This is a genomic window from Aestuariirhabdus sp. LZHN29 (assembly GCF_049985285.1).
Lineage (GTDB): Bacteria > Pseudomonadota > Gammaproteobacteria > Pseudomonadales > Aestuariirhabdaceae > Aestuariirhabdus.
The window spans coordinates 434917-457943 of the sequence record NZ_JBNIEU010000002.1 but is presented as its reverse complement, the minus strand read 5'-3'; the positions used below and the strand labels follow the sequence as shown (position 1 = coordinate 457943).

21 protein-coding genes are annotated in these 23027 nt (G+C 56.6%); 7 read left to right on the top strand and 14 right to left on the bottom strand.

The features are described from left to right. Positions 1-11 precede the first annotated feature (11 nt). Positions 12-1223 (bottom strand): CaiB/BaiF CoA transferase family protein, encoded by a 1212-nt coding sequence (locus ACP3PW_RS08825; RefSeq protein WP_426416329.1) that lies wholly within the window; start codon positions 1221-1223, stop codon positions 12-14. A gap of 132 nt (positions 1224-1355) precedes the next feature. Between ACP3PW_RS08825 and ACP3PW_RS08820 the strand changes: the two genes are divergently transcribed. Beyond that, a complete protein-coding gene (locus tag ACP3PW_RS08820; RefSeq protein ID WP_426416328.1) occupies positions 1356-2480 on the top strand; it encodes a VanZ family protein in 1125 nt (374 codons plus the stop codon). A gap of 5 nt (positions 2481-2485) precedes the next feature. On the opposite strand, the gene ACP3PW_RS08815 is transcribed toward ACP3PW_RS08820, so the two are convergent. From ACP3PW_RS08815 to ACP3PW_RS08805, 3 genes are read right to left on the bottom strand one after another with little or no spacing between them, the layout of a single operon-like run. After that, entirely contained in the window at positions 2486-3523 is a 1038-nt protein-coding gene (locus ACP3PW_RS08815) for an ACP S-malonyltransferase (protein ID WP_426416327.1), read from the bottom strand. After that, a complete protein-coding gene (locus ACP3PW_RS08810) occupies positions 3520-5760 on the bottom strand; it encodes a thiamine pyrophosphate-dependent enzyme (RefSeq protein ID WP_426416326.1) in 2241 nt (746 codons plus the stop codon). The genes ACP3PW_RS08815 and ACP3PW_RS08810 overlap by 4 nt, the downstream gene beginning before the upstream one ends. A gap of 20 nt (positions 5761-5780) precedes the next feature. Next, entirely contained in the window at positions 5781-6959 is a 1179-nt protein-coding gene (locus ACP3PW_RS08805) for an acyl-CoA dehydrogenase (protein WP_426416325.1), read from the bottom strand. Positions 6960-7175: 216 nt separating this feature from the next. On the opposite strand from ACP3PW_RS08805, the gene ACP3PW_RS08800 reads away from it, so the two are divergent. From ACP3PW_RS08800 to ACP3PW_RS08790, 3 genes are all read left to right on the top strand, one after another. After that, a complete protein-coding gene (locus ACP3PW_RS08800; protein WP_426416324.1) occupies positions 7176-8027 on the top strand; it encodes a LysR family transcriptional regulator in 852 nt (283 codons plus the stop codon). Between the two features lie 155 nt (positions 8028-8182). Beyond that, entirely contained in the window at positions 8183-8773 is a 591-nt protein-coding gene (locus tag ACP3PW_RS08795) for a hypothetical protein (protein ID WP_426416323.1), read from the top strand. A gap of 136 nt (positions 8774-8909) precedes the next feature. Continuing rightward, the gene (locus tag ACP3PW_RS08790) at positions 8910-11033 is read left to right on the top strand and encodes a putative bifunctional diguanylate cyclase/phosphodiesterase (RefSeq protein WP_426416322.1); all 2124 of its coding nucleotides are present in this window, start codon (positions 8910-8912) and stop codon (positions 11031-11033) included. A 123-nt stretch (positions 11034-11156) separates the two neighbouring features. Here the strand turns inward: ACP3PW_RS08790 and ACP3PW_RS08785 are convergent, their stop codons facing one another. The 6 genes from ACP3PW_RS08785 to ACP3PW_RS08760 form a co-directional block, all read right to left on the bottom strand. Beyond that, on the bottom strand, positions 11157-11852 hold the full coding sequence (locus tag ACP3PW_RS08785; protein ID WP_426416321.1) for an SDR family oxidoreductase: 696 nt from the start codon (positions 11850-11852) through the stop codon (positions 11157-11159). Positions 11853-12058: 206 nt separating this feature from the next. Continuing rightward, positions 12059-12748 carry an ABC transporter permease gene (locus ACP3PW_RS08780; RefSeq protein WP_426416320.1) on the bottom strand — a complete coding sequence of 230 codons (690 nt, stop codon included), beginning with the start codon at positions 12746-12748 and terminating at the stop codon, positions 12059-12061. 2 nt (positions 12749-12750) lie between these two features. Continuing rightward, positions 12751-13443: an ABC transporter permease gene (locus ACP3PW_RS08775; protein ID WP_426416319.1), complete on the bottom strand. Its 693-nt coding sequence runs from the start codon at positions 13441-13443 to the stop codon at positions 12751-12753. 73 nt (positions 13444-13516) lie between these two features. Continuing rightward, complete coding sequence (locus ACP3PW_RS08770; protein ID WP_426416318.1) at positions 13517-14281, bottom strand: ABC transporter substrate-binding protein; 765 nt, start codon at positions 14279-14281, stop codon at positions 13517-13519. A gap of 43 nt (positions 14282-14324) precedes the next feature. Then, positions 14325-15095: an ABC transporter ATP-binding protein gene (locus tag ACP3PW_RS08765; RefSeq protein WP_426416317.1), complete on the bottom strand. Its 771-nt coding sequence runs from the start codon at positions 15093-15095 to the stop codon at positions 14325-14327. A gap of 260 nt (positions 15096-15355) precedes the next feature. Next, the gene (locus ACP3PW_RS08760) at positions 15356-16147 is read right to left on the bottom strand and encodes a hypothetical protein (protein ID WP_426416316.1); all 792 of its coding nucleotides are present in this window, start codon (positions 16145-16147) and stop codon (positions 15356-15358) included. A 215-nt stretch (positions 16148-16362) separates the two neighbouring features. Here ACP3PW_RS08760 and ACP3PW_RS08755 point away from each other — a divergent pair, with 215 nt between their 5' ends. From ACP3PW_RS08755 to ACP3PW_RS08745, 3 genes are all read left to right on the top strand, one after another. Beyond that, the gene (locus ACP3PW_RS08755; protein ID WP_426416315.1) at positions 16363-17226 is read left to right on the top strand and encodes a DMT family transporter; all 864 of its coding nucleotides are present in this window, start codon (positions 16363-16365) and stop codon (positions 17224-17226) included. A gap of 88 nt (positions 17227-17314) precedes the next feature. Further along, the gene (locus ACP3PW_RS08750) at positions 17315-17929 is read left to right on the top strand and encodes a response regulator transcription factor (RefSeq protein WP_426416314.1); all 615 of its coding nucleotides are present in this window, start codon (positions 17315-17317) and stop codon (positions 17927-17929) included. Between the two features lie 495 nt (positions 17930-18424). Next, positions 18425-19237 carry an ion transporter gene (locus ACP3PW_RS08745; protein WP_426416313.1) on the top strand — a complete coding sequence of 271 codons (813 nt, stop codon included), beginning with the start codon at positions 18425-18427 and terminating at the stop codon, positions 19235-19237. On the opposite strand, the gene ACP3PW_RS08740 is transcribed toward ACP3PW_RS08745, so the two are convergent. From ACP3PW_RS08740 to sbcB, 4 genes are all read right to left on the bottom strand, one after another. Beyond that, positions 19234-19386 carry a hypothetical protein gene (locus ACP3PW_RS08740; protein ID WP_426416312.1) on the bottom strand — a complete coding sequence of 51 codons (153 nt, stop codon included), beginning with the start codon at positions 19384-19386 and terminating at the stop codon, positions 19234-19236. The two genes, ACP3PW_RS08745 and ACP3PW_RS08740, sit on opposite strands and share 4 nt — an antisense overlap. A 177-nt stretch (positions 19387-19563) precedes the next feature. Beyond that, positions 19564-20481 carry a hypothetical protein gene (locus tag ACP3PW_RS08735; RefSeq protein ID WP_426416311.1) on the bottom strand — a complete coding sequence of 306 codons (918 nt, stop codon included), beginning with the start codon at positions 20479-20481 and terminating at the stop codon, positions 19564-19566. A gap of 186 nt (positions 20482-20667) precedes the next feature. Then, complete coding sequence (gene purU, locus ACP3PW_RS08730) at positions 20668-21522, bottom strand: formyltetrahydrofolate deformylase (protein WP_426416310.1); 855 nt, start codon at positions 21520-21522, stop codon at positions 20668-20670. A gap of 49 nt (positions 21523-21571) precedes the next feature. Then, positions 21572-23020, bottom strand: coding sequence for an exodeoxyribonuclease I (gene sbcB, locus ACP3PW_RS08725; protein WP_426416309.1), 1449 nt, complete (start codon positions 23018-23020; stop codon positions 21572-21574). Positions 23021-23027 lie beyond the last annotated feature (7 nt).

Here is a 23027-nt window from a genome sequence, read left to right as displayed (position 1 = left end):
GGCAGATGAACCTACACCACCTGCTGCTCCCCGAGCGCCGCCAGCTCATCGGCGTCGAGCCCCAGAAGCTCTCCCAGCACCTCGTTATTGTGACTGCCCAGCTCCGGGCCAGGCCATTGAGTCTCGCCGGGGGTCCCCTCCAATCGCGGCACAAGAGCCGGAATTTCGAGGGGTTTACCGTTGATCTCGACAGATTCGAACAGCCCCCGGGCACGATACTGGGGGTCGGCCATCATATCCTCCACATTGTAGATGGGACCTGACGGCACTCGCGCCGCTTCCAACGCCGTGAGTACCTCGTCGCTGCCTCGTGCTCCGGTCCATTGGGAGAGCACCGAATCGATCTCGGCCTCGTGCTGCACCCTGCCGGCGTTGTCGGCCAGACGCGGGTCCGCTGCCATCTCTTCGCGCCCCACGGCTTCCATCAAGCGGCAAAAGATCGAGTCACCGTTGCCACCAATCACCACGTATTTGCCATCGCCGCAGCGATAGGTGTTGGTCGGTACAATGCCGGTAACCGTGGTGCCTGAAGGCTCTCGCACCACACCCGCGCCGCTGAATTCGGGGATCACCCCCTCCATCATATTAAACATCGCCTCATAGAGTGCCACATCGACCACCTGCCCCGCGCCACCCGGTTGCTGGCGCTGCAACAGCGCCAACACAATACCGAACGCCGCGTGCAACCCGGCAAGAGAGTCACCCAGGCTGAGGTTGGGCCGAACCGGTGCCTCACCGGGAAACCCATTAACATAGCGAAAGCCACTGAAGCCTTCACACACCGAGGCGAAACCGGGCTTACTCGCCATGGGACCATCCTGCCCATAACCCGAGATGCGGGTATACACCAGGCCAGGATGTACCTGTTTGAATGCCTCCGGGCCCAGGTCCCACTTCTCCATGGTCCCGGGGCGGAAATTTTCTATCACCACATCCGACTTGAGCATCAGCTCTCGCACCAGCTCGCGCCCGCGTTCACTCTTGAGATCCAGGGTGATGCATTTTTTATTACGCGCAAGACTGCGCCACCAGAGCGATGTGCCCTCCTCCAACACGCGCCACTTGCGCAGCGGATCGCCACGGCCCGGAGGCTCCACCTTGATCACCTCTGCACCAAAATACCCCAACAGGGTAGCGGCAAAGGGGCCCGCCAAAAGCTGCCCCAACTCCAGTACCCGAACTCCTTCCAGCGGCTTTAGGCTGGGTGTATGCGACTTGCTCATGGGATCTCCTTACCAGGCAAGCCAGCATACCAAAGCCCTTGAATCGAGGCGAACGAGGCTCACAAAAGTCCTATTGTGGTTCCATGAGTGCATCGACTATGCTGAGAAAAACCGGCGGCATAGGACAGCCACTTGAAGGGTATTTTCTACCTCAGCGCCCTGCTGATCACCTACGGATCACTCTACCCCTTCAACTTTTCCGGGCTGGGGGAGCATCACCTGTGGAACGAGTTGATGCAGGGCTGGAACGGGCGTAGCCATATTGGCGATATCCTCGGCAATGTCATCCTGTTTATCCCCTACGGTTACTTCGGTATGTTCAGCTTCCGCCGCAAACGGCTGCTCAAGGTGCTGATCAGTGGTTTGGTGCTGGCGTTGGTGTTGCAACTGTTCCAGGTCTACCTACCCAGCCGCGATGCCAATATTCGGGATGTATGGTGGAATCTACTCGGCACCCTGGTCGGCATCGTCGGGGCACGCATCCCTTTCCTGCGCGCCGATCGCCTGCTCGCCCGACACCAGCAGCTGGAGGTATTCCCTTTGCTGGTTGCCGCCAGCTGGATCGGCTACCGACTGATGCCTTTCGTGCCCTCAATCGACTGGCAATCGATCAAAAACGGTCTTAAGCCCCTCCTGCTCAATCCACAACTTTCAGCAACCAATGTATTGCATGATTCCGTGGCCTGGCTGGTAATCGCGCTGATCTGGCAAAGCCTGAAACCACCCCGCTGGCCAGACCTGATGATGTGGCTGGCGATTCCAGTGCTGTTCGCGCTGGAGGTGCTGGTGATCTACAACAGTGTCAGCCCCTCCAATGTGGTGGGTGCGTTGCTGGCCGCGGCCCTTTGGCTGGGATGGATGCAGCACAATCCCGACCGTGTCCGCTGGGTGTTCCTGCTACTGCTGGGAATGCTGGTTATCAATGGGTTGGAACCCTTTGAGCTACGCAGCTACGACGCCGAGTTTCACTGGATCCCCTTCTATGGCTTTTTGGGGGGCGCGATGATGCTTAACACGGCAGTGATCTTCGAGAAGTTTTTCCTGTTTGGCGCCGCCATCTGGTTGCTACTAAAACTGGGGGTGCGGCTACCGGTGGCGACCCTCATTATGGTCATGGCGACCCTCGCCATCGAAATGGGTCAGCTGCTATTCGACCACCACCTGGCGGAGATCACCGATCCTATCCTGATCATCCTGATCGCCTTACTCTATCGCACCCTGCACCAGCTGCGCGAACAGCAGCTACCCAAAGATTAGCCCCCCTAAGCGAGTACTTGCTTACGCTGATCCTCATAGCCCATAGATAGCACAAAGGGGTCCTGCTTCTGTCTGGCGATAAAATCGGCCTTGCAACCCATCCCCTCCCAGCGCAGTTTTGTAAGCACCTGGGCGACACTACCCCCCAGTGTGGTGCCCGGGCCGGTGATAATAAGCCGGTCCGGGGCAAACTCCTTGAGCGCGACTTCGATGGCACGAGTAAAGTCGTAGGGAGCCACTACCTGATGGCCCAGGGTGTAGTCATGCAGGCGCTTATGATCGGTACTGTAGGGCTGCCAGATGGCTCCACGACCATCGATCAGCGGTACCTTGGGGGCCTGCACCAGAGATGGGGGGAGCTGCTGTTTAGCCCGCTCCGAGATACCCTGTAACAGGGGGGTATGGAACGCCGCATGATTGTAGAGCCGCATCGGGAAGCGATCCTGCACCCTGGGCAGGCGCTGCTCCAACCGTTTCAGGGCCGACTCATTGCCCCCCAGTACGCAGTAACCTCCCAGCGCGATCGAGTGATAGAGCTCGCAACCGGGCTCGCGGTTGATCTCCTCCACCGCCCCATCGAGCTGCGCCTGCAAGGCTGGATCGGGATACCACTGATCATCCACCAGGGGATAGAGAACCTGACCGCCGATAACACCCTCGGTCATCATAGAGCCCATGGTGTTGATCAGGCGAATGGCACTGTCGGGGTCGAGTGCACCGGCGCAGGCCAGTGCGATATACCAGCCCATGGAGTTACCCGTCACCGCCACCACCTCGTAAAGCTCGGGGTCGATGGAGAGAAAATCGGCGTAGGCACAGGCGTAGATCAAGGCCGATGCGTTCTCTCCCGGGCTGTGTTGCTTCAACGAGTAGCGCGCCATGGCATCGAGTTCGGCGATACCCACCTGCCCGCTGCCTGCACGATAGCGGTCAATCCCCTCGATCAGGGCCTTTTTGTCGCCGTGCAAGCGCTTGAAATAGCCCAGCTCCTCTTTGTTGTAGGTGCCCCGTCCCGGGCACACCACGACGACACGCTCTTTCATTTACAAGCCTCCAGGGTCCGGGGTCGACCGCTCTTGCCGATGAGAGCCAGCGCGGCATCGATAATGCCTTCGGCACTGGGCAGCCCACTGGTAGCGGCTCCGGCCAAGGGGATAAAGCAGTCGTTGCCGGTCAGGCGCGCCAATTTCGGCGCTGATTGCAGCTGTTCCTGCACCAGTGTGACCAACGCCTCACTGATCGAGCCGGTCTGGCGGCACTCGTCCACGATCAGCAAGTGCTCGCAGGGGGCGATGGCCTCGGCCAGTGCGACCTCATCCAGCGGTGCCAACCAGCGCAGGTCGATAATGCGCAGCGCAACACCCTGCTCACGCAGGGTTTTCGCCGCTTGCCGCGACAGGTAGTAGCCATTGCCGTACGTCAGAATGCACAGCTCGGTGCCCTCTCCCTCAACACCGAACTCGCCCACCGCGATCGCGGTAGACGCGTCCGCACTGCAATACTCATTGCTCCACAGGCCGTCGCCCTCCTCATGCAGGTCGCGGGTCATATAGAGGGCGATGGGTTCAATGAACACCACCACGCGCTGCTGCTCGGCGGCAAAGGCGACCGCGCTGCGCATCATCGCCATGGCATCGGCTCCGTTGGAGGGGCAAGCGATCACTAACCCGGGGATATCCCGGAACACGGCCAACGAGTTGTCGTTGTGAAAGTGACCACCAAACCCCTTCTGGTAACCGAGTCCGGCGATACGAATCACCATGGGGTTGCTGTACTGACCGTCGGAGAAGAACGGCAGAGTCGCCGCCTCGCCTCGAATCTGATCCTCGGCATTGTGCACGTAAGCGAGGAACTGAATTTCGGGAATCGGCAGAAATCCGTTGTGGGCCATGCCGATCGCCAAACCGAGAATACTCTGCTCATCGAGCAGGGTGTTGATCACCCTTGAGGGACCAAATTTCTGTAGCAGGCCGCTAGTAACGTGGTAAACGCCCCCCTTGGCCCCCACATCCTCTCCGCACACCACGATGTTATCGCGCTGAGCCATCAACTCGGCCAGGGTCCAGTTGATCAATTTCCCCATCGGTTGCGGTTTGGCCATCAGGGTTCGATCACGCTTGAACAACAGCTCGCGCTCCGACTTCGGCAGCACGGGCAGGGGCGGCAGGGGCGGGCGCTGTGGCGCGAGGGAGGCGATAACCTGCTCTGGCCGGGTCAACTTGGGGCGCTTAACCGCGCGCTCGCCGATGCATTCGATACGGTTTTTTAGATCGCAGTACAGATCAAGCAGTTGATCCGCGCGCTGTAGCCCCGCCTCGACAACTCTGCCGGCGCTAAAGAGCAAGGGGTCCAGTGCCTCGTTGGCTTCGATATCCGCACGGCTGCGGTAGGCGATCTCGGCATCGGAGCCGGCGTGCCCCATCAGGCGTACGGTACGCATATGCAGGAACACCGGCTCGCGCCGCTGGCGAGCAATCTGCACCGCCTCGCGGGCAGTACGATAGGTATCGAGCAGATCCAGCCCATCGCAGTAGCGATAGTGCAAACCGGGACGCTGACTAAAGGCTGCTCGGATCCAGCCGCCCGGGGTCGGGGTAGAGATACCGATGCCATTGTCTTCGCACAAGAACACCAACGGCAGGGGTGAGCCCTGATACGCCGCCCAGGCTGCGGCGTTGATCGCGCCCTGTGCGGTTGAGTGGTTAGAGGAGGCGTCGCCAAAGTTGCAGATCACGACGCTATCGGCGGGCATCCCGGCTCGCTCACCCAGACGTGCGCCGAGAGGGATGCTGAAAGCGGCACCCACAGCCTTAGGCAGGTGCGAGGCGATGGTGCTGGTCTGGGGCGGTACAAACAACGCCTTGCTACCCAGCACCTTGTGGCGACCACCCGAGATCGGGTCCTCACTGGACGCCGCAAAGGAGAGCAGCATGTCGTAGAGCGGTGTCTGCCCCGGTAACTGCTTGCTACGATGCACAAAGAACGCCCCGCTGCGATAGTGCAGGAACGCCATATCGGTATGGCGCAGCGCCTTGGCTACCGCCGCGTTGCCCTCATGACCCGAGCTGCCGATGGTATAGAAACTCTGCCCCCGGGATTGCAGCACCCGCGAGTGAATATCGAGCAGTCGGCTCATCACCTGACTCTCAAACAGATCCACCAGCTCGCTGCCATCAAGGCCGGCATCGGCCAGGGCCAGGGAGTTAGAAGGTATGGGCAGTTCACCGCTGGCCAACGCCCGTTTTAGATTGCCCTCAACCACCACCGCACGATTTTGCATGCTGCGCTCCTTGCCTGATATCAGCCGAAAGCCTGAATGCCGGTTTGGGCACGCCCCAGGATCAGGGCATGGATGTCATGGGTACCCTCGTAGGTGTTGACCGCTTCGAGGTTCATCACGTGGCGAATCACATGGTACTCGTCAGAGATCCCGTTACCGCCGTGCATATCCCGGGCTACACGGGCAATATCCAGCGCCTTGCCGCAGGAGTTGCGTTTAATGAGGGAGATCGCCTCCGGCGCCAACTGGGCGGCATCCATCAAGCGGCCCGCCTGCAGGCAACCGAGCAAGCCGAGGCTGATCTCGGTTTGCATATCGGCCAGCTTCTTCTGGATCAACTGATTGGCCGCCAGCGGACGGTTAAACTGAACTCGCTCCAGAGTGTACTGGCGCGCCGCGTGCCAACAGAACTCCGCCGCGCCCAGTGCGCCCCAGGCGATGCCATAGCGCGCCTTGTTGAGGCAGCCAAAGGGGCCCTTCAGGCCACTGACGTTGGGCAGCAGGTTCTCCTCTGGCACCAGAACATCCTCCATCACGATCTCACCGGTCACGGAGGCGCGCAGGGAGAACTTGCCCTCAATCTTGGGGGTGCTAAGCCCTGCCATACCCCGCTCGAGGATAAAGCCGCGAATCTCACCGTCGAGTTTGGCCCACACCACCATCACATCGGCGATGGGGGAGTTGGTGATCCACATTTTGGCGCCCTTTAGCAGGTAGCCATCGGATACTTTTTCGGCACGGGTCTTCATCCCCCCTGGATCACTACCGACATCGGGCTCGGTGAGGCCGAAACAACCAACCCACTCCCCCGTTGCCAGCTTGGGCAGATATTTTTTACGCTGCGCCTCGCTGCCGTAGGCATGGATCGGGTGCATCACCAGTGATGACTGCACACTCATTGCCGAACGGTACCCACTGTCAACCCGCTCCACTTCCCGTGCCACCAGCCCATAGCAGACATAATTGACCCCAGCGCAGCCGTACTCCTCCGGCAGGGTGGCGCCAAGCAGACCCAGCTCACCCAGCTCATTCATGATTTCACGGTGGAAGTGCTCTTCGCGATTGGCCATTTTTACGCGGGACATCAGCTTGTCCTGGGCATAGTCGTGAGCGCTATCGCGCACCATCCGCTCCTCTTCGCTGAGTAGCGAGCCCATCTCCAGGGGGTCGATCCAGTTAAATGTGGGGCGGCTACTCATAGGGGTTCTCCTGATGCGGTTCGGTTCGGGGCGGCATGGCTTACGCCAGCGGTCGTCAGATAAAAGATGGGCTGGGAGCCCGATCGATAACGCGGATGGATCGTCGCTCGGTACCGATGCATCGAGCAGGCAGCCCCCCATTACAGGGCTTGATGATAGGCCACACCAAAGCAAAGGGATAATATTCTTTAACTCTATCTGATATAGTTTATAACTATGGATTTACGAGCCCTTCGCTACTTCGTCGCCGTCTATGAATGCGGTAGCATCAGTGCCGCAGCGCGACGCTGTTTTATTGCCCAACCCTCTATCTCGGCGGCGATTGCCCAGCTCGAGACGACCCTCGACAGCCCGCTCTTCTCCCGCCATGCCAAAGGGGTGCACGCCACAGAGGCGGGGGAGCAGCTTTACCCCCTCGCCAACCGCCTGCTGGGTGACGCCCAGGCCATTGTGAGCCTGTTCAACCAGCAGCGCGAACGTTTGCCCTTTCGCCTCGGTTTGATCCGTTCACTGGGTGCCGAACGGGTAAGCCGACTGCTCAAGGACCTGAGCAGCAGTACCGAGGGGCTGGAGTTGACCCTGGTTCAGCCCGAAGAACCCTGCGATGCGCGCATTATTAGCAGCGCCTACCTGCAGAGCAGCGAGGTGTTCCAGCCCCTGTGGCGTGACCGCTATCTGCTGGCACTGCCCAGCGGCCATCCCCTGAGCCTGAAAAACGAACTCTATCTGTCGGACTTCGATGGTATCGACTTTATCTACCGCTCCCCCTGTGAAGCGGTCAACGTGCTCGATAGCAGCCTCTCCCGCCTCGGCATCCGCCTAAAAATTCGCGCCCGTATCCAGACCGTCGAATACGCGCTAGGCTTGGTAGGCGCCGGAGTAGGGGCGGCACTGGTACCGGAGATTCCCCAACTGATGCAACGGGACGACCTGACACTGCGAGAGATTAGCGACATCGACCTTGCTCGCACCATCGGGCTCGCGTGGGATAAGCAAGCAGATCCCAACAATGCTACCCGCGCAATCATCGACATCTGCCAGCAGCAGTGGCGCGAGAGGTCGCCGTGATTTCGGGCAGATTGTCGGGGTGATCACCTACGAGGAGATTGTCCTACAGGGTTTGGTCGCACTGGTGAGTGACTAGCTTGGCGCTTTGAGGAATTGCTTATTGCTAATGGATATAAATCGGCTTATTGTCTCGACAGACTAGCAAGGACGTAGCTATGAGTGATAACGAGAACCCGGACCTATTCTGGGACCTCAGTGCAATCTCCAACAAACAGTTGGCCTCGAACTTTTTCAAAAAAGTGGCGAGTGCTTTCTGTGTCTATAGCCCTGCCGTTGAGAAAATTTACGCCAATTTCGAGGTCATACTGCCCCGGGATAGTGACAGCGGGCTGATCGTACTGCCCAACCCCTACGCCTTTCACGACATGTTCAGCTTTATCGGCACTGCATCGATAAAGCCAACCGGCATTATGCTTCACCCCGGGGAAAGTTTCGGTCATCAGGGAGGGCTCTACCTCTCCTTGCCGATGCGCGGCAAAAAGCGCTCAAGGATGCTCGAGTTCATGCAAGGCATCGACCTGATCAACAACACCTACAAGGCAAAAGCCAGCAGCAAGGTGTTCCTCCCCGTTCTGGTCAATGGTGACCTGCGCGAGTTCAAGGCCGCCCACCCCTACCTGCACCTGCACCGCATCGAAGTAGGCGAACTGGAAAATCTGTCCCAATTTGAACGCCAGGACATTCAAGAGTCGATCTACCACCGCTTCAAACAGATCGATAAACTACTGACGGCCCCTACCTACTAGCCGAAACCAGCGCTTATACTGACCCCTTAATATTCCTGCGCATAATTGGTCGAACAGGCGTGCGCAATAGCGAATACCCATCCCGGGTGACACGCTAAGTACCGGTTTGGTCATGATTTCATAAAGACGGACGAGTATGCACGATTTCACCTCCTCCCTACCGTTGATCTCCCTGCTCTTCGGGCTCTCCGGCGGAATCATGCTGGCGGCCGCAATCACCACCGGGGCCCTGGCCCGGATCAGCGCCCTCAAATCGATGCGTCAGCTCTACCTGTCGCTGAGCATCATCTGCTTCTGCGGAATGGGCTACCAGATCAGCACGCTGCTCTACCATCAGGCCAGTACGCTGGAGCAGGGTATCAGCCTGATACGCTGGCAGCTCAGCTTCGCACTCGTTATGCCCATCGGCTACGCCGCGTTTTGCGCTATCTTCACCCACCAGCAATCGGTTCGTCCCTGGCTCACCCTCGTTACCGCTATCTGCGGTACGCTGTTACTGGTTAACCTTTTTTCGCCCTACACTCTGCGCTTCGATCGCATCGAGGGTATTCGTCATTTTCACTATGGCTGGGGCGAAAAGATCGCCCTCTTAAAGGGGAGCCCGGGCAACCTGAACCTATTATGGTCCCTGGGAATCAACGGTATTTACGCTTACTGCCTGTGGCGTTTTTTGCGCCACTGGTGGCAGGAGCACTCATTACTGTCCGCGTTATGGGCGTGCTATCTGTTGCTACAAGCCGCTTCCAGCCAAGTCGGCTCCATGATCGACCTGGGCACCCTCAATGGCATCTACCTGCTCGGCTTTGGTACCACCGCGTTGGTGCTGTTCATCTGTATCAACCTCGCCTACGAAGCGGTCAACAAGGCAACGGCGGCGCGGGAAAGGGAAAACGCCCTGAAAGAGGAGATGGAACAACGCCAGGCAGCGGAAAACCGCATTCACAGAATGGCGTTCGAAGACCCCCTCACGGAGCTACCGACCCGCGCCATGCTGCGGGAATACCTAAAACAGCGCCTGTCGAGTTACGAAGGAGAGTGCCCTCCACTACTGTACCTGCAAATCAACCTCGATCATTTCAAGCGCATCAATGACGAACTGGGGCAGGATGTGGGCGACAAACTACTCAAGCTACTGTCGAGGCGACTGCGCAACACCGTGGGACAATCGATGATGGTTGCCCGTATAGCCGGTGACGAGTTTGTGCTGATCGATGAACACATCAAGAGCCAGTCCGTGGAATATGGCCGTCAAATAGCAGCCAAAGTGCTAGCGATCATCCAGCAACCCTTGCAGATCAATGACCACAGCCTGCAGGTGGGGGCAACCATGGCGTTGTTCATGGTTCCATTGCATGGGAGAACAGCCCATCAGGTGATGAGCGGTGCCAGCGTGGCCTTAAGTCGAGGCAAAAAAAGTGGCCGCGGGCGCTTCCATCTCTATGACCCCTCCTCTGTCGAGGAAAACCGCGACCGGCAACAGCTGGAGCAGGATCTTCGGCAGGCCCTGCGCGAGCAGCAGTTCGAACTCTACTTTCAACCCCTACTTGACGGCTCCCGCCAGTGCATCGGCGCAGAGGCGCTCATTCGCTGGCACCATCCCGACAAGGGGATGGTATCCCCTGAGCGTTTCATTCCCCTGGCTGAAGAGACTGGGCTCATCAACAGTATTGGCGACTGGGTCTCCGCCCAGGCCCTGCAAAAACTGGCGCAGTGGAAGGATTCTATACCCGCTTTTAACGGGTATCTGACCATTAACGTATCCCCCTGGCAGTTCGCGCGCCCGGATTTTGTCAGCGGCCTATGTGATGCCATCAAGGCAAGCTCCATCCCCCCCTCTCGACTCTGCCTGGAGGTCACCGAAGGGGTATTGCTGACGGACCTTAAAGAGACCGTGGCAAAACTGCACTTGTTGCGGCGCTTCGGCCTACTGATTGCGTTGGATGATTTTGGTACCGGGTACTCATCCCTTGCCTACCTGAGGGACCTGCCTATAGATATCCTTAAGATCGACCGTTCGTTTATCAATGAGTTGCATAGTGAGTCACCCCGCCACCTGGTCGATGCCATCATCTCCATAGGCCGACATATCGACATCAAAACCGTAGCCGAGGGGGTGGAAACCGAATTTCAGTGGAGCCATCTGCACGGCATGGGCTGCGATGCCTTTCAGGGCTACCTGTTTGCTCGCCCCATGCCTGCGCAGGAGTTTAAAGACTGGCTCTCGGAGAGTATGGCCAGCCCCTTGCCCTCCCACCAATAGCATAAACCGAAACCCGGCCCCGCAGAGGCACTTCAAGAACGGATACGCAACGCTTATGAGCCAGTGGCCACCCAGCCCATGGAGGGCCAGACGCTGGACTTCAGAATTTAGCACCCGGGCGACCTACCATGGGATCGGATCACCGTCGTAGTTAAGATAACTACCGCTTTCTGTGAGCGTGGTAGCGGCGATCACCTGACGCATCGAGCGCACGGAGGTCGCCGCATCAATCAGGGCATTGGGCCCCCCCATATCGGTCTTGACCCACCCCGGGTGCATCAGTAGCACTTTGATCCCTTCACCCCGAAGGTCTTCGGCAAGGCTTTTGCCTACCGAATTTAGCGCGGCCTTTGAGCTGCGGTAGATATAACTCCCCCCACTGAGGTTATCGGTCATGCTCCCCATCTTGCTGGTCAGCAAGACAACGGTGGGATCGTAGCCCATACGCAGATTATCCAGCACCCTTTGCACCACCATTAGCGGTGCAATAGAGTTGATCCGTAACGTATCGATCCAAGGCTCAACTTCTACCGTCTCCAGACGCGACGCTCCGGGACCATAGACTCCCGCATTCTGAATAAGAAGATCCAGCGGCTGCCCATGGAGTTGTCGTACGGCACTGTCAATAGAATCGTTATTGGCGATATCAAGATCCAGCAGGTGCAGCTGGTGATAATCCCTGGCCAGCGCCTGCAGCTCGGGGCAGCTATCGGGCTCTCGGCAGCTCGCATAGACTTTCCAATCATCGGCCAGATACTGCTTGGCCGCTTCCAGCCCTAGCCCCCGGCTACAGCCCGTGATCATTACCGTTGCCATCATCCTTCTCCCTGTGCCCCAGGGGCACCTGTAGCGACCAAGGGTGCGGAAAGACTACCCGCAAAATAACCATTGGCCTAAGCGGCTGGAAGGCGTTCAATCGTACCCTTCTGCCGGCCGGGCTCCTGCCCTACTCAAGCAGTATAACGGGCACCAGAACGAAGCAAGGGGAGCCGTGGCTCCCCCTGCTTCGTTCTGCGACCCGGTTCTCAGGAACGTGGACGTAAATGGGCGTGGTAGCGGTTTTCCAGCCGCCTAAAGATAAATACGATGGTAAAGGTTATCGCCATATAAAACGCACCTGCGGCGATAAAGGCCTCAAAAGGGCTATAGTATTTGGCGTTGATAATTCGTGCTGCACCCGTCAGGTCAACGATCGTAATAATCCCCGCTATAGCGCTTCCGTGCAGCATAAACACCACCTCGTTGCTATACGCCGGTAACGCGCGACGCAGGGCACTGGGTAAGATAATACGCCGGATCTGTTTCCAGCGACTCATGCCGTAGGCTCTGGCCGCTTCAATCTCCCCCAGAGGCGTATTGGCAATCGCACCGCGAAAAATTTCGGTCGTGTAAGCTGCGGTATTCAGCGTGAAGGCGAATAGCGCACACCAGTACGCTTCTTTGAAAAAGGGCCATACGAAACTCTCTCTAATCGCCTCAAATTGACCCATCCCGTAATACACCAGAAACACCTGAACCAGCATCGGCGTACCACGAAAGAAAAAAGTGTACACCCAGATCGGACCCCAGATTAACGGGTTGCGGTTATTGCGCAAAATAGCCAGCGGTATCGCCACGATCAGGCCCAGCAACAGGGCCAGGAAAACCAGCTGAATAGTGATCCAGGCGCCGTTCAGGTATACATCGATGTTGTCGATAATTATCGAAAAATCCATGATCAAGCCTCCCTTCGCAAGCTGGCGCTGTAACGACGCTCAAGCCACTGCAGATAGCCTACAGAGATTGAGGTAAACACCAGGAAGATCACCGATACCGTGAAGTAGAAGGTAAAAGGCTTTTGGGTTGAGCCCGCCGCGAGGGAGGCTGTGCGCACCATATCGTCTAGGCCGATGATGGATACCAGCGCGGTGGTCTTGAGTAACACTAGCCAGTTATTGCCAAAACCTGGCAATGCGTGGCGCATCATTTGCGGAAATAGAATCCGGCGAAACACCTGCAACCCGGTCATTCCGTATGCGCGTGCAGCTTCCAGCTGCCCGCTATCAACGGAGATGATCGCGCCGCGAAACGTTTCCGCCATGTAGGCACCGAAGATAAAACCGATGGTCAGTACGCCCGCAACAAAGGGGTTAATATCGATGTAATCTTCGTAACCCACCCTATAGGCGAGTTCGTTTACCAGCATCTGCCCACCGAAGAAGATCAGCAGCATCAACACAAGGTCGGGGATACCCCGGATCACGGTGGTATAGACCATCGCAAAGCCGTGAGCAACGCGTGATTTTGAGAGTTTGGCTAACGCCGTACCGATGCCCAATATCATGCTCAGTAGAAGCGACAGTAGGGCGACTTCGATGGTAAGCACAGCGCCACTGAGAATACTTGGGCCATAGCCGTGAAGATCCAGCATATTGCGCTCTCACAGGTAAACGGAAAAAAGAGAATATGGCGGAGCGCTGGTCGCGCTCCGCCGGCGTTCGAACTTAGTAGATCTCGAACTCAAAGTACTGCTTACGAATCTTATCGTAGGTACCATCTGCACGGATCTTGTCGATCGCAGCGTTGAGCTGTGAGGTCAGGTCCTTATCGCGCTTACGTACGGCAATACCAATACCTTCGCCTACCCACTTGGCGTCAGTAATACTATCGCCCACTAGCTCGTAGGCGTCGCCGCCCTCTTTGCTAAGGAAGCCGTCGGTCAGTACGAATACATCGGCCACCAGTAGATCCAGGCGACCCGCCTTTATATCAAGGTAGGCTTCATCCTGGGTACCGTAACGCTTGACGTTAACACCCTCAACCGCATTGGAAATGTACGTGTCGGCGATGGTGGAGCGCTGCACACCAACGGTTTTACCTGCCAGGTTGCTGGTGTCGATACCAGCCCCTTTTTTGGCAGCATAGGCCAGCGGTGAAGTATAATACTTCTTGGTGAAGTCAACCTTCTGCTTACGCTCTTCGGTAATGGACATGGACGCGATAATGGCGTCGTACTTGCGAGCCAGCAGCGCAGGAATAATACCGTCCCAGTCTTGCTTGACCATGGTGCACTCTGCATTCATAGCGGCACACAAGGCATTGGCAACATCGATATCGAAGCCGGTCACCGAGCCGTCAGGATTGGTTTGGCTAAACGGAGGGTACGCACCCTCAACACCGATGCGAACCTTGTTCCACTCTTTGGCCATTGCCGGGGTAGCGGCCAGCGCAACAACGGTGGCACCAATAGCAAATAAGCGCTTTATCATAAGTAACTCCCTAGGTTTTTTTGTAGTTTGTTTTGTGATCAGTTTAATAACTGCTCGCAAGGAATTGCTGCAGCCGATCTGATTCAGGATTATTGAAGACTTTGTCGGGATGCCCCTGCTCCTCAATGAGCCCCTGATGAAGAAAGAGTACCTTGTTTGACACATCTCGGGCAAAGGCCATTTCGTGGGTTACCACGATCATGGTCCGTCCCTCTTCCGCGAGATCCTGCATCACTTTGAGTACTTCACTTACCAACTCCGGATCCAGTGCCGAAGTGGGCTCATCGAACAGCATCACCTCCGGATCCATTGCCAGCGCCCGCGCAATTGCCGCACGCTGCTGTTGACCACCGGACATATGGCCAGGGTAGTAGTCACGTCGCTCGTATATGCCGACTTTATCCATCAGCTGACGAGCCCTTTCCAGTGCTTCTTTCTTGGAGAGTCCCAGTACCTGAATCGGTGCTTCTATGATGTTCTGCTCGATCGTCATGTGCGACCAGAGGTTAAAACTCTGAAACACCATCGACAGTCGAGAACGAATTCGCTCTACCTGCTTCTGGTCCGCGGGCATCTGAACGCCGCGCTTACCCGGTTTCATGGCGATCTTTTCGCCGTGGAGATAGATATCCCCCGCGGTAGGTATTTCAAGCAGGTTAATACAGCGCAGGAAGGTACTCTTGCCGGAGCCAGAAGAGCCGATCATCGAGATCACGTCGCCTTTTTGGGCCGTCAGTGAAACCCCTTTGAGCACTTCCAGTTCATTAAAATGCTTGTGCAGGTCATCAACTTCCAGTGCGGGGGTATTGCTCATAGAACTCTCTTTTTATGGATCGTTATCGAATGTATGCAGCGGGCTGCTGTACAGCCAGTACATAGGTTTCTCGAATAGCGTACCCCGCCTCTATAGAGTCGGACGGGTAGCCTCATAAACTACGCAACAGAACCGGAACCATGCAAGAGTTTTTGGACTCGATGCAGGTTTCAGGTCCCCAGACTAAAACTAAACGCCGTAAACAGGAAATTATAAGCCTAATTTGCCCAAAGCGCAGGGTCTATGATCGCACTCCACCATCAGTTTACTGCCAGGGCCGGTGAATCGGCATCGATATCAGCCCCAACGGACATTAGGCGCGCGACAATCGAGTCGCTATAGCGAGTCACCAGATAGGGGACCGTTTCATTTTGGTAGTCGATCAACTTCGCTGAGATATACTCCCACTTAATCTCAGCCTGAAGCAACCGCTCATCGTCAAGCTTGCCTCTTAGTGCACTCAGCTGCTTTTCAAAGGCCGCCGCGTTGACATCAATGGTGTCCCCTTCGGCGTCAGCCATCAAACCGGTGCGCCCGTTCCAATGGGCTGCCAGGCGCGCGTAGCGCGATGCCATTTTCTGGACCCGGGCCGCTGCGGACATCACCTGCTGGCGCAGTCCGGGCTGATTCCCGTTAAGGTAATCGTAGGCCGCCGACAGACTCACCAGCAGTTGGGTTTCGGCATTATCAAGATCGCTTATGGCGTAGAGAGAGGTGTAGCCCTGGGTGCGAATCTCATTGGCATGGGCCGCTTTTTTGTATTGTTCAAAGTCACGCCGAATAGTGTCGGCCAGGGTGATAAGCCCCGTTTCACCGCCCACCTGCTCATCCGTTAGCAGCAGTGGCTGCATCCGCTCCAATGCCTGTTCAAGCTTGGTACCGACCCTCATATCCCCTTCCAGGAAAGTAAACATATGAAACTGGGTCGAGGCTTTATAGGTTTCTACTTCCAACCTATAAAGCTGGTCTAATAACTGATTTTTATCGGCTGCGGCAAGGCCTGGCAGGAACCCAAGGCACAGCAACAGAAAGGTTATAAGTCGTAACATCATCGAAGTCGCTCGCTGTATTCTTATTGTTATGGCCCAGGGAGTAGTTCTACCGGTCCAACGTCCTCGGCGTGCGCGTCCATCGCGGCCCCGAGCACAGCCTCAGCTGAGTTCCTTGGTTACCAGCTTCGCACTCTGGAGATTTTCATGCAAGCGTTTGTCCGGTTACGCGATATACTGCGCCACCCTCCGCCATCGAATCCGCCATCGAAGCTACCATGACCAACCCCCTCTACCGTGGCGCCCTCTTTATCCTGCTCTCAGAGCTGCTATTGGTACTCAGCGGAGTCACCATCCGCCAGCTTTCCGGCGAGCTTCCCAATGAGGTCATCGTGTTTTGTCGTAATGCGCTGGCCTTGCTACTCCTCCTGCCCTGGCTGATGCGCTTTGGGGTTCCCGCAATCCATACCCGGCAATTGCGCTTTCACCTGATGCGGGCGCTGGTAGGGGTGAGCGCTATGTACTGCCTGTACTATTCATGGGCGCACCTGCCCTTGGCAGAGGCGGCGCTATTCAAGCAAACTGCGCCCTTTTTCATTCCAATCATCGCGGCGCTTTGGCTGGGGGAACAGGTGCCCCGGATCGTCAGACTCGCTATTTTGTTAGGGTTCACCGGCGTTGCACTGGTTCTAAACCCGCAGTCGGATAGCCTGAATCCGGTACTATTGATCGCCCTGTGTGGCGCCTTGCTCAGCGCCCTGGCCAAGGTCACCATCCGCCGCATGGCCAACACCGAGCCCAGTACCCGCATCGTGTTCTACTTTGCACTGTTTACCAGCCTCCTTTCTGCAACCCCCGGCCTGCTCAACTGGGTCACCCCCTCGCTGGAGGGCTGGCTGTTGATCCTGCTGATGGCGGCCCTTTCAACAGGTGCCCAGCTCTCCCTTAGCCAAGCCTATGCCCTGGCCCCGGCCGGGCGTCTAGGCCCCTTCACCTACTCATCGATCCTGTTCGCAACCCTTTTCGGCTGGTTGCTATGGGGAGAATCCCTCAGCCTGATCACGTTCGCGGGCATCGCTCTGGTCATCATTGCAGGGGTGCTCTCGATCGCCGACCAACTGAAGCGCCAGATGCCGCTATAATGCTCGATATAAGCTGGACATAATGGCAAACTGATTACCATAACAAGCCGGTGCCACACATCTAGATCCATATCAAAAGGGAGCGAACATGCAGCAGGAATCTACCGTTTTTATAATTGACGATGACGAGGCCGTAAGGGACTCACTTCGATTACTGATGAAATCAGTCGGTCAATCCGTAGAAACCTTCGCCTCCCCGGCAGAGTTCCTCAACAGTTACGATGAAAACCGCCCAGGCTGTATTGTGCTCGATATCCGCATGCCCGGCATGAGCGGGCTGGAGCTACAGGGCAAGCTGAATGATATGCACTGCATTTTGCCCATCATCTTCATTACCGGCCACGGTGATGTGCAGATGGCGGTGCAGGCGATCAAAGACGGCGCCATGAATTTTATCCAGAAACCTTTCCGCGATCAGGAGCTACTGGACCTGATTAACGACGCCCTTAAGCTGGACACAGAACAACGCAAGGAGTTGCTGGAACACAAGGAGATCCTGCGTCGCTTGAGCACCCTCACCGATCGTGAACGGGAGGTGTTGCACCACGTCATCGAAGGTAAAGCGAACAAGGTGATAGCGCTGGATATCAACCTGAGTCAGCGTACGGTTGAGATTCACCGCTCCCGGGTCATGGAAAAAATGGCAACCAAATCCCTCGCCCACCTTGTACGTCAGGTACTGCAGGTGAAAGATCAGATGTAACTCCGCTTGAGCTCTAATCAGAGCTCAAGCCATCGGTTGGGGCCCAAGGGCCCCGCTACCCCAACGCACCCCCTCCCCAGCACCGGCGAACAAAACGAGCGCTTCCCGGCATCGGACCGCGCTCTATTGGGTAGAGACGCGTGCGAACCGACCTATGGTGCGCTCTGCTTAGGTAGATGTCGCATCGATTCTCGTATCACTACCCATAGTCGCGACCACTGGCCCGACCTACACTAGGCTCACCCTGAAACAATCCAGCGAGCCCAAGATGCCCAAAAAGCGATCCCCCCTGCCCGACATCATGATCTCTATCACTTGCGTCACTCTGCTGCTGCTCAGCATGGCATCGCTCTACCGCATGAGCTGGTAGCTTCGCTGCATCTGGAGATCCTGGGCTGCCACTCCAGACGAAAGCCGAAACTGCCTGTGCCTCACTTCCTTGCCGAAAATTCGTTACTATAGTCGCTTGAATGGATCTCACTCGGCGGATTAAGCATGGCGGCGAAACCAGTTAAAGAACAACTCTATGAAGTAATTTTTGGAACGGAGACACCCGCCGGGCGTCGCTTCGATCTTTACCTCATTGTGGCCATCATACTCAGCATACTGATCGCCATGCTGGATTCAGTCGAAGCGATATCATCCACCTACCACTATCAGTTCTTTATGCTGGAGTGGTTTTTTACCCTGCTTTTCACCCTCGAGTACGGTGCCCGCCTCTACTGCTCTCCCAAACCGGGCAGTTATGCCCGCAGTTTCTTTGGGATTGTTGACCTGCTCGCCATCTTACCCAGCTATCTCGCACTGATCTTTAGTGGCTCCTCCTTCCTGGTTATCATCCGCCTGCTGCGAGTACTACGGATCTTCCGAATTCTGAAACTGATGCGTTACCTGCGCGACGCCAACGTGCTCTGGCGCTCCATGCTCTCTTCACGACGCAAAATTTTCGTATTTTTTTGCTCCGTGCTGGTCCTGGCTACTATTTTCGGCTCGCTGATGTATGTGGTCGAGGGTGTTGAAAGCGGGTTTACCAGCATCCCCCAGAGTATCTACTGGGCGATCGTTACCATCACCACCGTCGGTTATGGCGATATCACCCCCCACACGGTGGTTGGCCAAATGCTGGCATCGCTGGTAATGGTCACCGGTTACTCCATTATCGCGGTTCCCACCGGGATTATCACCGCCGAGCTGGCGGACGAGTTGCGCCGGGAGCGTTCCAACAAATACTGTGCAAACTGCAATCGTAGCGGCCATGACTCCGACGCCGGGCATTGCAAATATTGCGGGGCCGAGCTAAACCCCTAGGCAGCACTTTTCCCTTTTGGGGGAAGCTCCATCTCCACAGGAGTCGGATTATCGATGACAACCCTGGGCTCCTCAGTACGGCTATGACGCTCGTGCAAAAAACGCAGCACTTCAGCGCGGTAGTGGTTGTACTGGCTATTATCCGCCAATGCGAGGGTGCTCCATTAGCGACTCCTGAAGCGTAAATGAGTCAGATCATCGGGTGCATCGAGGTGCACTGACCACCATAGTAACAATCGACAAACAGACCAGCGGGAGAGGATGGGGAGGGGATGGGGTGATAACCCGAAAATCCAGAAAGGCAAAAAACACAACGACAAAAGAAACTAGTCGCGCTCGCGATAGATCCAGCGCTGTAGATCTTTGTTCATATGATCCCGCAGGCGCTTAATGCTGCACTCGGTAACCAACAAAATCCCATCGATCAACTTGGTGGCACTCAAAAACAGCGTCCCGCTTCCATAGCCGCTCTGCCATCCCTTACCCTGTGCACTCGCGATCTCTGCTGCGAAGTCTCGCAACTTGTCACCACAACTGCTGTCAGCGTAGGTTTTCCCGATCAACTTGCGATCTCGTTCAGAAAAGGCGTCGCAACGTTCCATGATCCCACGCTGCCGCTGACGAAATTCGGTGGTCAGGTAATTCAGCTTAAATACCACCTCTTCACTCTCATGATCGAGTTCGCGATGGGTGGACAGGCCACGAATTTGCGCTATTCCTTCCACGATAGGAAGTAGCGTTTCGACGATATAACCCAGCAATAGCAATGAGTCACCATCGGTTCCAAGGTCTTCATGAAACAACAAGGACTTGATAAAAACTTGCAGTTCATTGACCAGATGACAATGCAAATTAAAGTTGGCGATGGGGGAATCCATGCGCCATTGCTCCTTAACGAACAACCACTCCCGTTCAACGTTCTCCCAGCCCGGCGAGCTCAACAAATTGGCCTCACCGAGCTGCTGAACCCGCCCCAGGTGATATTCCACTTTCTGTTGAATGCCGAGAATACGCGACTCAAAAAACAGATCACCATTGAGCACAGCCAGGGACGCCCCACGGTGGTGTTGCAGGTAACTCAGGAGCGGCAAGCACCGCAGCGCAAGGGCGATACGGGCGAGACGACGCTGATTGCCAACGTGCAACGCACGGTAGTCAAGCGGTGGCTCAGCATCGTTGGCAGGTAGGGGTGCAAACGCACCGACCTTTACCACCTCCTCCAGCAATGCACCTTTTTGATCCATGATTTCTCTCTCAGGGGATAAAAAACCTTACCTGAGAGGATAGCGAGCAAAAAACCTGCCAACGATAAAAATCGGGGGGGGGGCTGCGAATCAGCCCATAGCGCTACTGGCGAGTTCTGGAGCGGCCCATCGTGCAGCGAATACCCTTGGGGCTTTAACATCGCAGCGCAACGGCACCCGGGCAGCTCAGCTAAAGACCACCGTTTTATTATCGTGCACCAGCACCCGGTCCTCAAGGTGGTATCGCAGCCCCTTGGCCAGCGCGGTTTTCTCGCAATCCTTGCCCATACGCACCATGTCCGCAATGCTATCGCGATGACTGATACGCTCGATATCCTGCTCTATAATGGGCCCGGCATCGAGTTCCGAGGTCACATAGTGGCAGGTAGCCCCGATCAATTTGACGCCCCGCTGGTACGCCTGGTGGTAGGGTTTGGCTCCGGCGAACGAGGGTAAAAAGCTGTGATGAATGTTGATCACTCGGTTCTCATACTGTTCACACAGTTCCGGGGGCAGGATTTGCATATAGCGAGCCAGTACGATGGTGTCTGCCTGATACTGCGCCACCAGCTCGGCGACCCTGGCGAAGGCTTCGGACTTATCTCCCGCTGTGACCGGTACATGGTGAAAGGGAATACCGTGCCACTCCACCATGGAGCGGAGCTCATCATGGTTGGAAATCACCGCCGGAATAGCGCACTCCAGCTCACCGCTGTGCCATCGGTGCAACAAATCAGCCAGACAGTGGGATTCCTTACTCGCCATAAGAAGCACCCGCTTTGGCTCTTTGGAATCCGTGATGCGCCACTGCATTTCATATTCACTGGCGATCGGGGCGAACGCCGCGCGCAGGGTTTCCAGCTCGAGGGGCATCGAATCGGCCCAAATCTCATGGCGCATAAAAAACCACCCTGTTGCTAGGTCAGAGTGGTGATTGGCCTCGGTGATAGAGGCGTTGTAATTGGCAAGAAAATTACTCACCTTAGCCACTATGCCGACGCGATCGGGGCAGGCGACTGTGAGTCGAAACGTTCGGGACATCGGTTACTCCTTTAAGCGAGGTGACATTATAGGCCGCCTGCTTAAACGATCAATCCATCAGTAGTCCTTGTTGCAGCTGTTCGCCCCACTTGTGTAACTCATTCAGGATATGCAGGCTTTGGGGGTCTGAGCGCTCTACCCGCAACTCATCAATACGCCGAAAGTAGTCCGCAAGGGTTCGTCCCCCACCACCATCATCCTGCAGCAGCCGCTTATGGCGAAACTGCTGCCAGCGCTGGCGCTCTTCGGGAGACAAGCTGTCGGGGTAGTTTCTTCCACGATAGCGAAACAACATCTCTTCCAAGCGGGCATCCTCGAAGGCGGGTTCGATCAGTGCCAACTCCTCGACCGGCGTACGCCGTATCTGCTCCATGCGCTCGCGATCCCCGGGACCAAAGAAACCGCCGCTGTAGATCATATGGTCCGGGTCCCGCTGGGGCTCCCGCTCACCGCTGGTCATCACCTGTTGTAACTTGGCCACCAGCTCAGGTGCAGCGAGCAAACGCTCGTAGTTCCGTTTCATGCTCACCATATCCAGCTGGAGACGCTGAATGTCACCCTCGCGCAGCACGTTCAAGGGTGCAATAACGGGGCAACGATTGATATGCACCGTTTTCAGTCCCGGTCGCTCGACCCCCTCCTCCAGTTCAGAGGAGCGCGTGTAGAGTCGTCGCTGCAACTCTTCGACGCTAAGACTCAGCAGCAACTCAGGGTCACTCGCCAGGTCCACCACAATGACGCCGTTACTGTTTTCAGGGTGCACCGCAACAGGAAGCACCAGCGCCAGGCTGTGGCGGCTCGCAGGGTAACGCCCCGACACATGCACCAGCGGACTCTTTTGCTGCGGATTAAGGTAGCGGGAGACCATCTGCTTCTGGCGATGATTGAAAGCAAAATCGTAGAGGCGAGGTTGGTGCTGTCGGATCAACCTGGCCAGGGCGATCGTTGCGCGTACATCACTCAGGGCGTCGTGGGCCGCTTCATGGGCAATACCATTGGCGGCGGTCAACTCCTCCAGGCGAAAACTGGGTAGCCCATCCTCCCGCAGCGGCCACTCTATGCCCTCGGGGCGCAGGGCTTCGGTCAAGCGTACGAGATCAATGATATCCCAGCGACTGTTCCCGTTTTTCCACTCCCTGCCATAGGGGTCAAAAAAGTTTCGATAGAGCCCGTGGCGGGTCACCTCATCGTCAAAACGCAGGCTATTGTAACCGGCGACACAGGTGCCAGGTACACTGAACGCTTGATGAATTCTTGCGATAAACTCTGCCTCACAACACCCCTCCTGAAGCGCCAACTGCGGGGTAATACCCGTCACAAGACAAGCCTCCGGCGCCGGTAACTGGTCATCCGGTGGCGCACAGTAATGCATCAACGGAGCCTCGTCGATCTCATTTAATTCCAGATCGGTGCGCAGACCTGCGAACTGGGATGGCCAATCCGTCGCGGGACGAGTGCCAAAGGTTTCATAGTCATGCCAATAGATTGTCCCTGCCAATGCACTG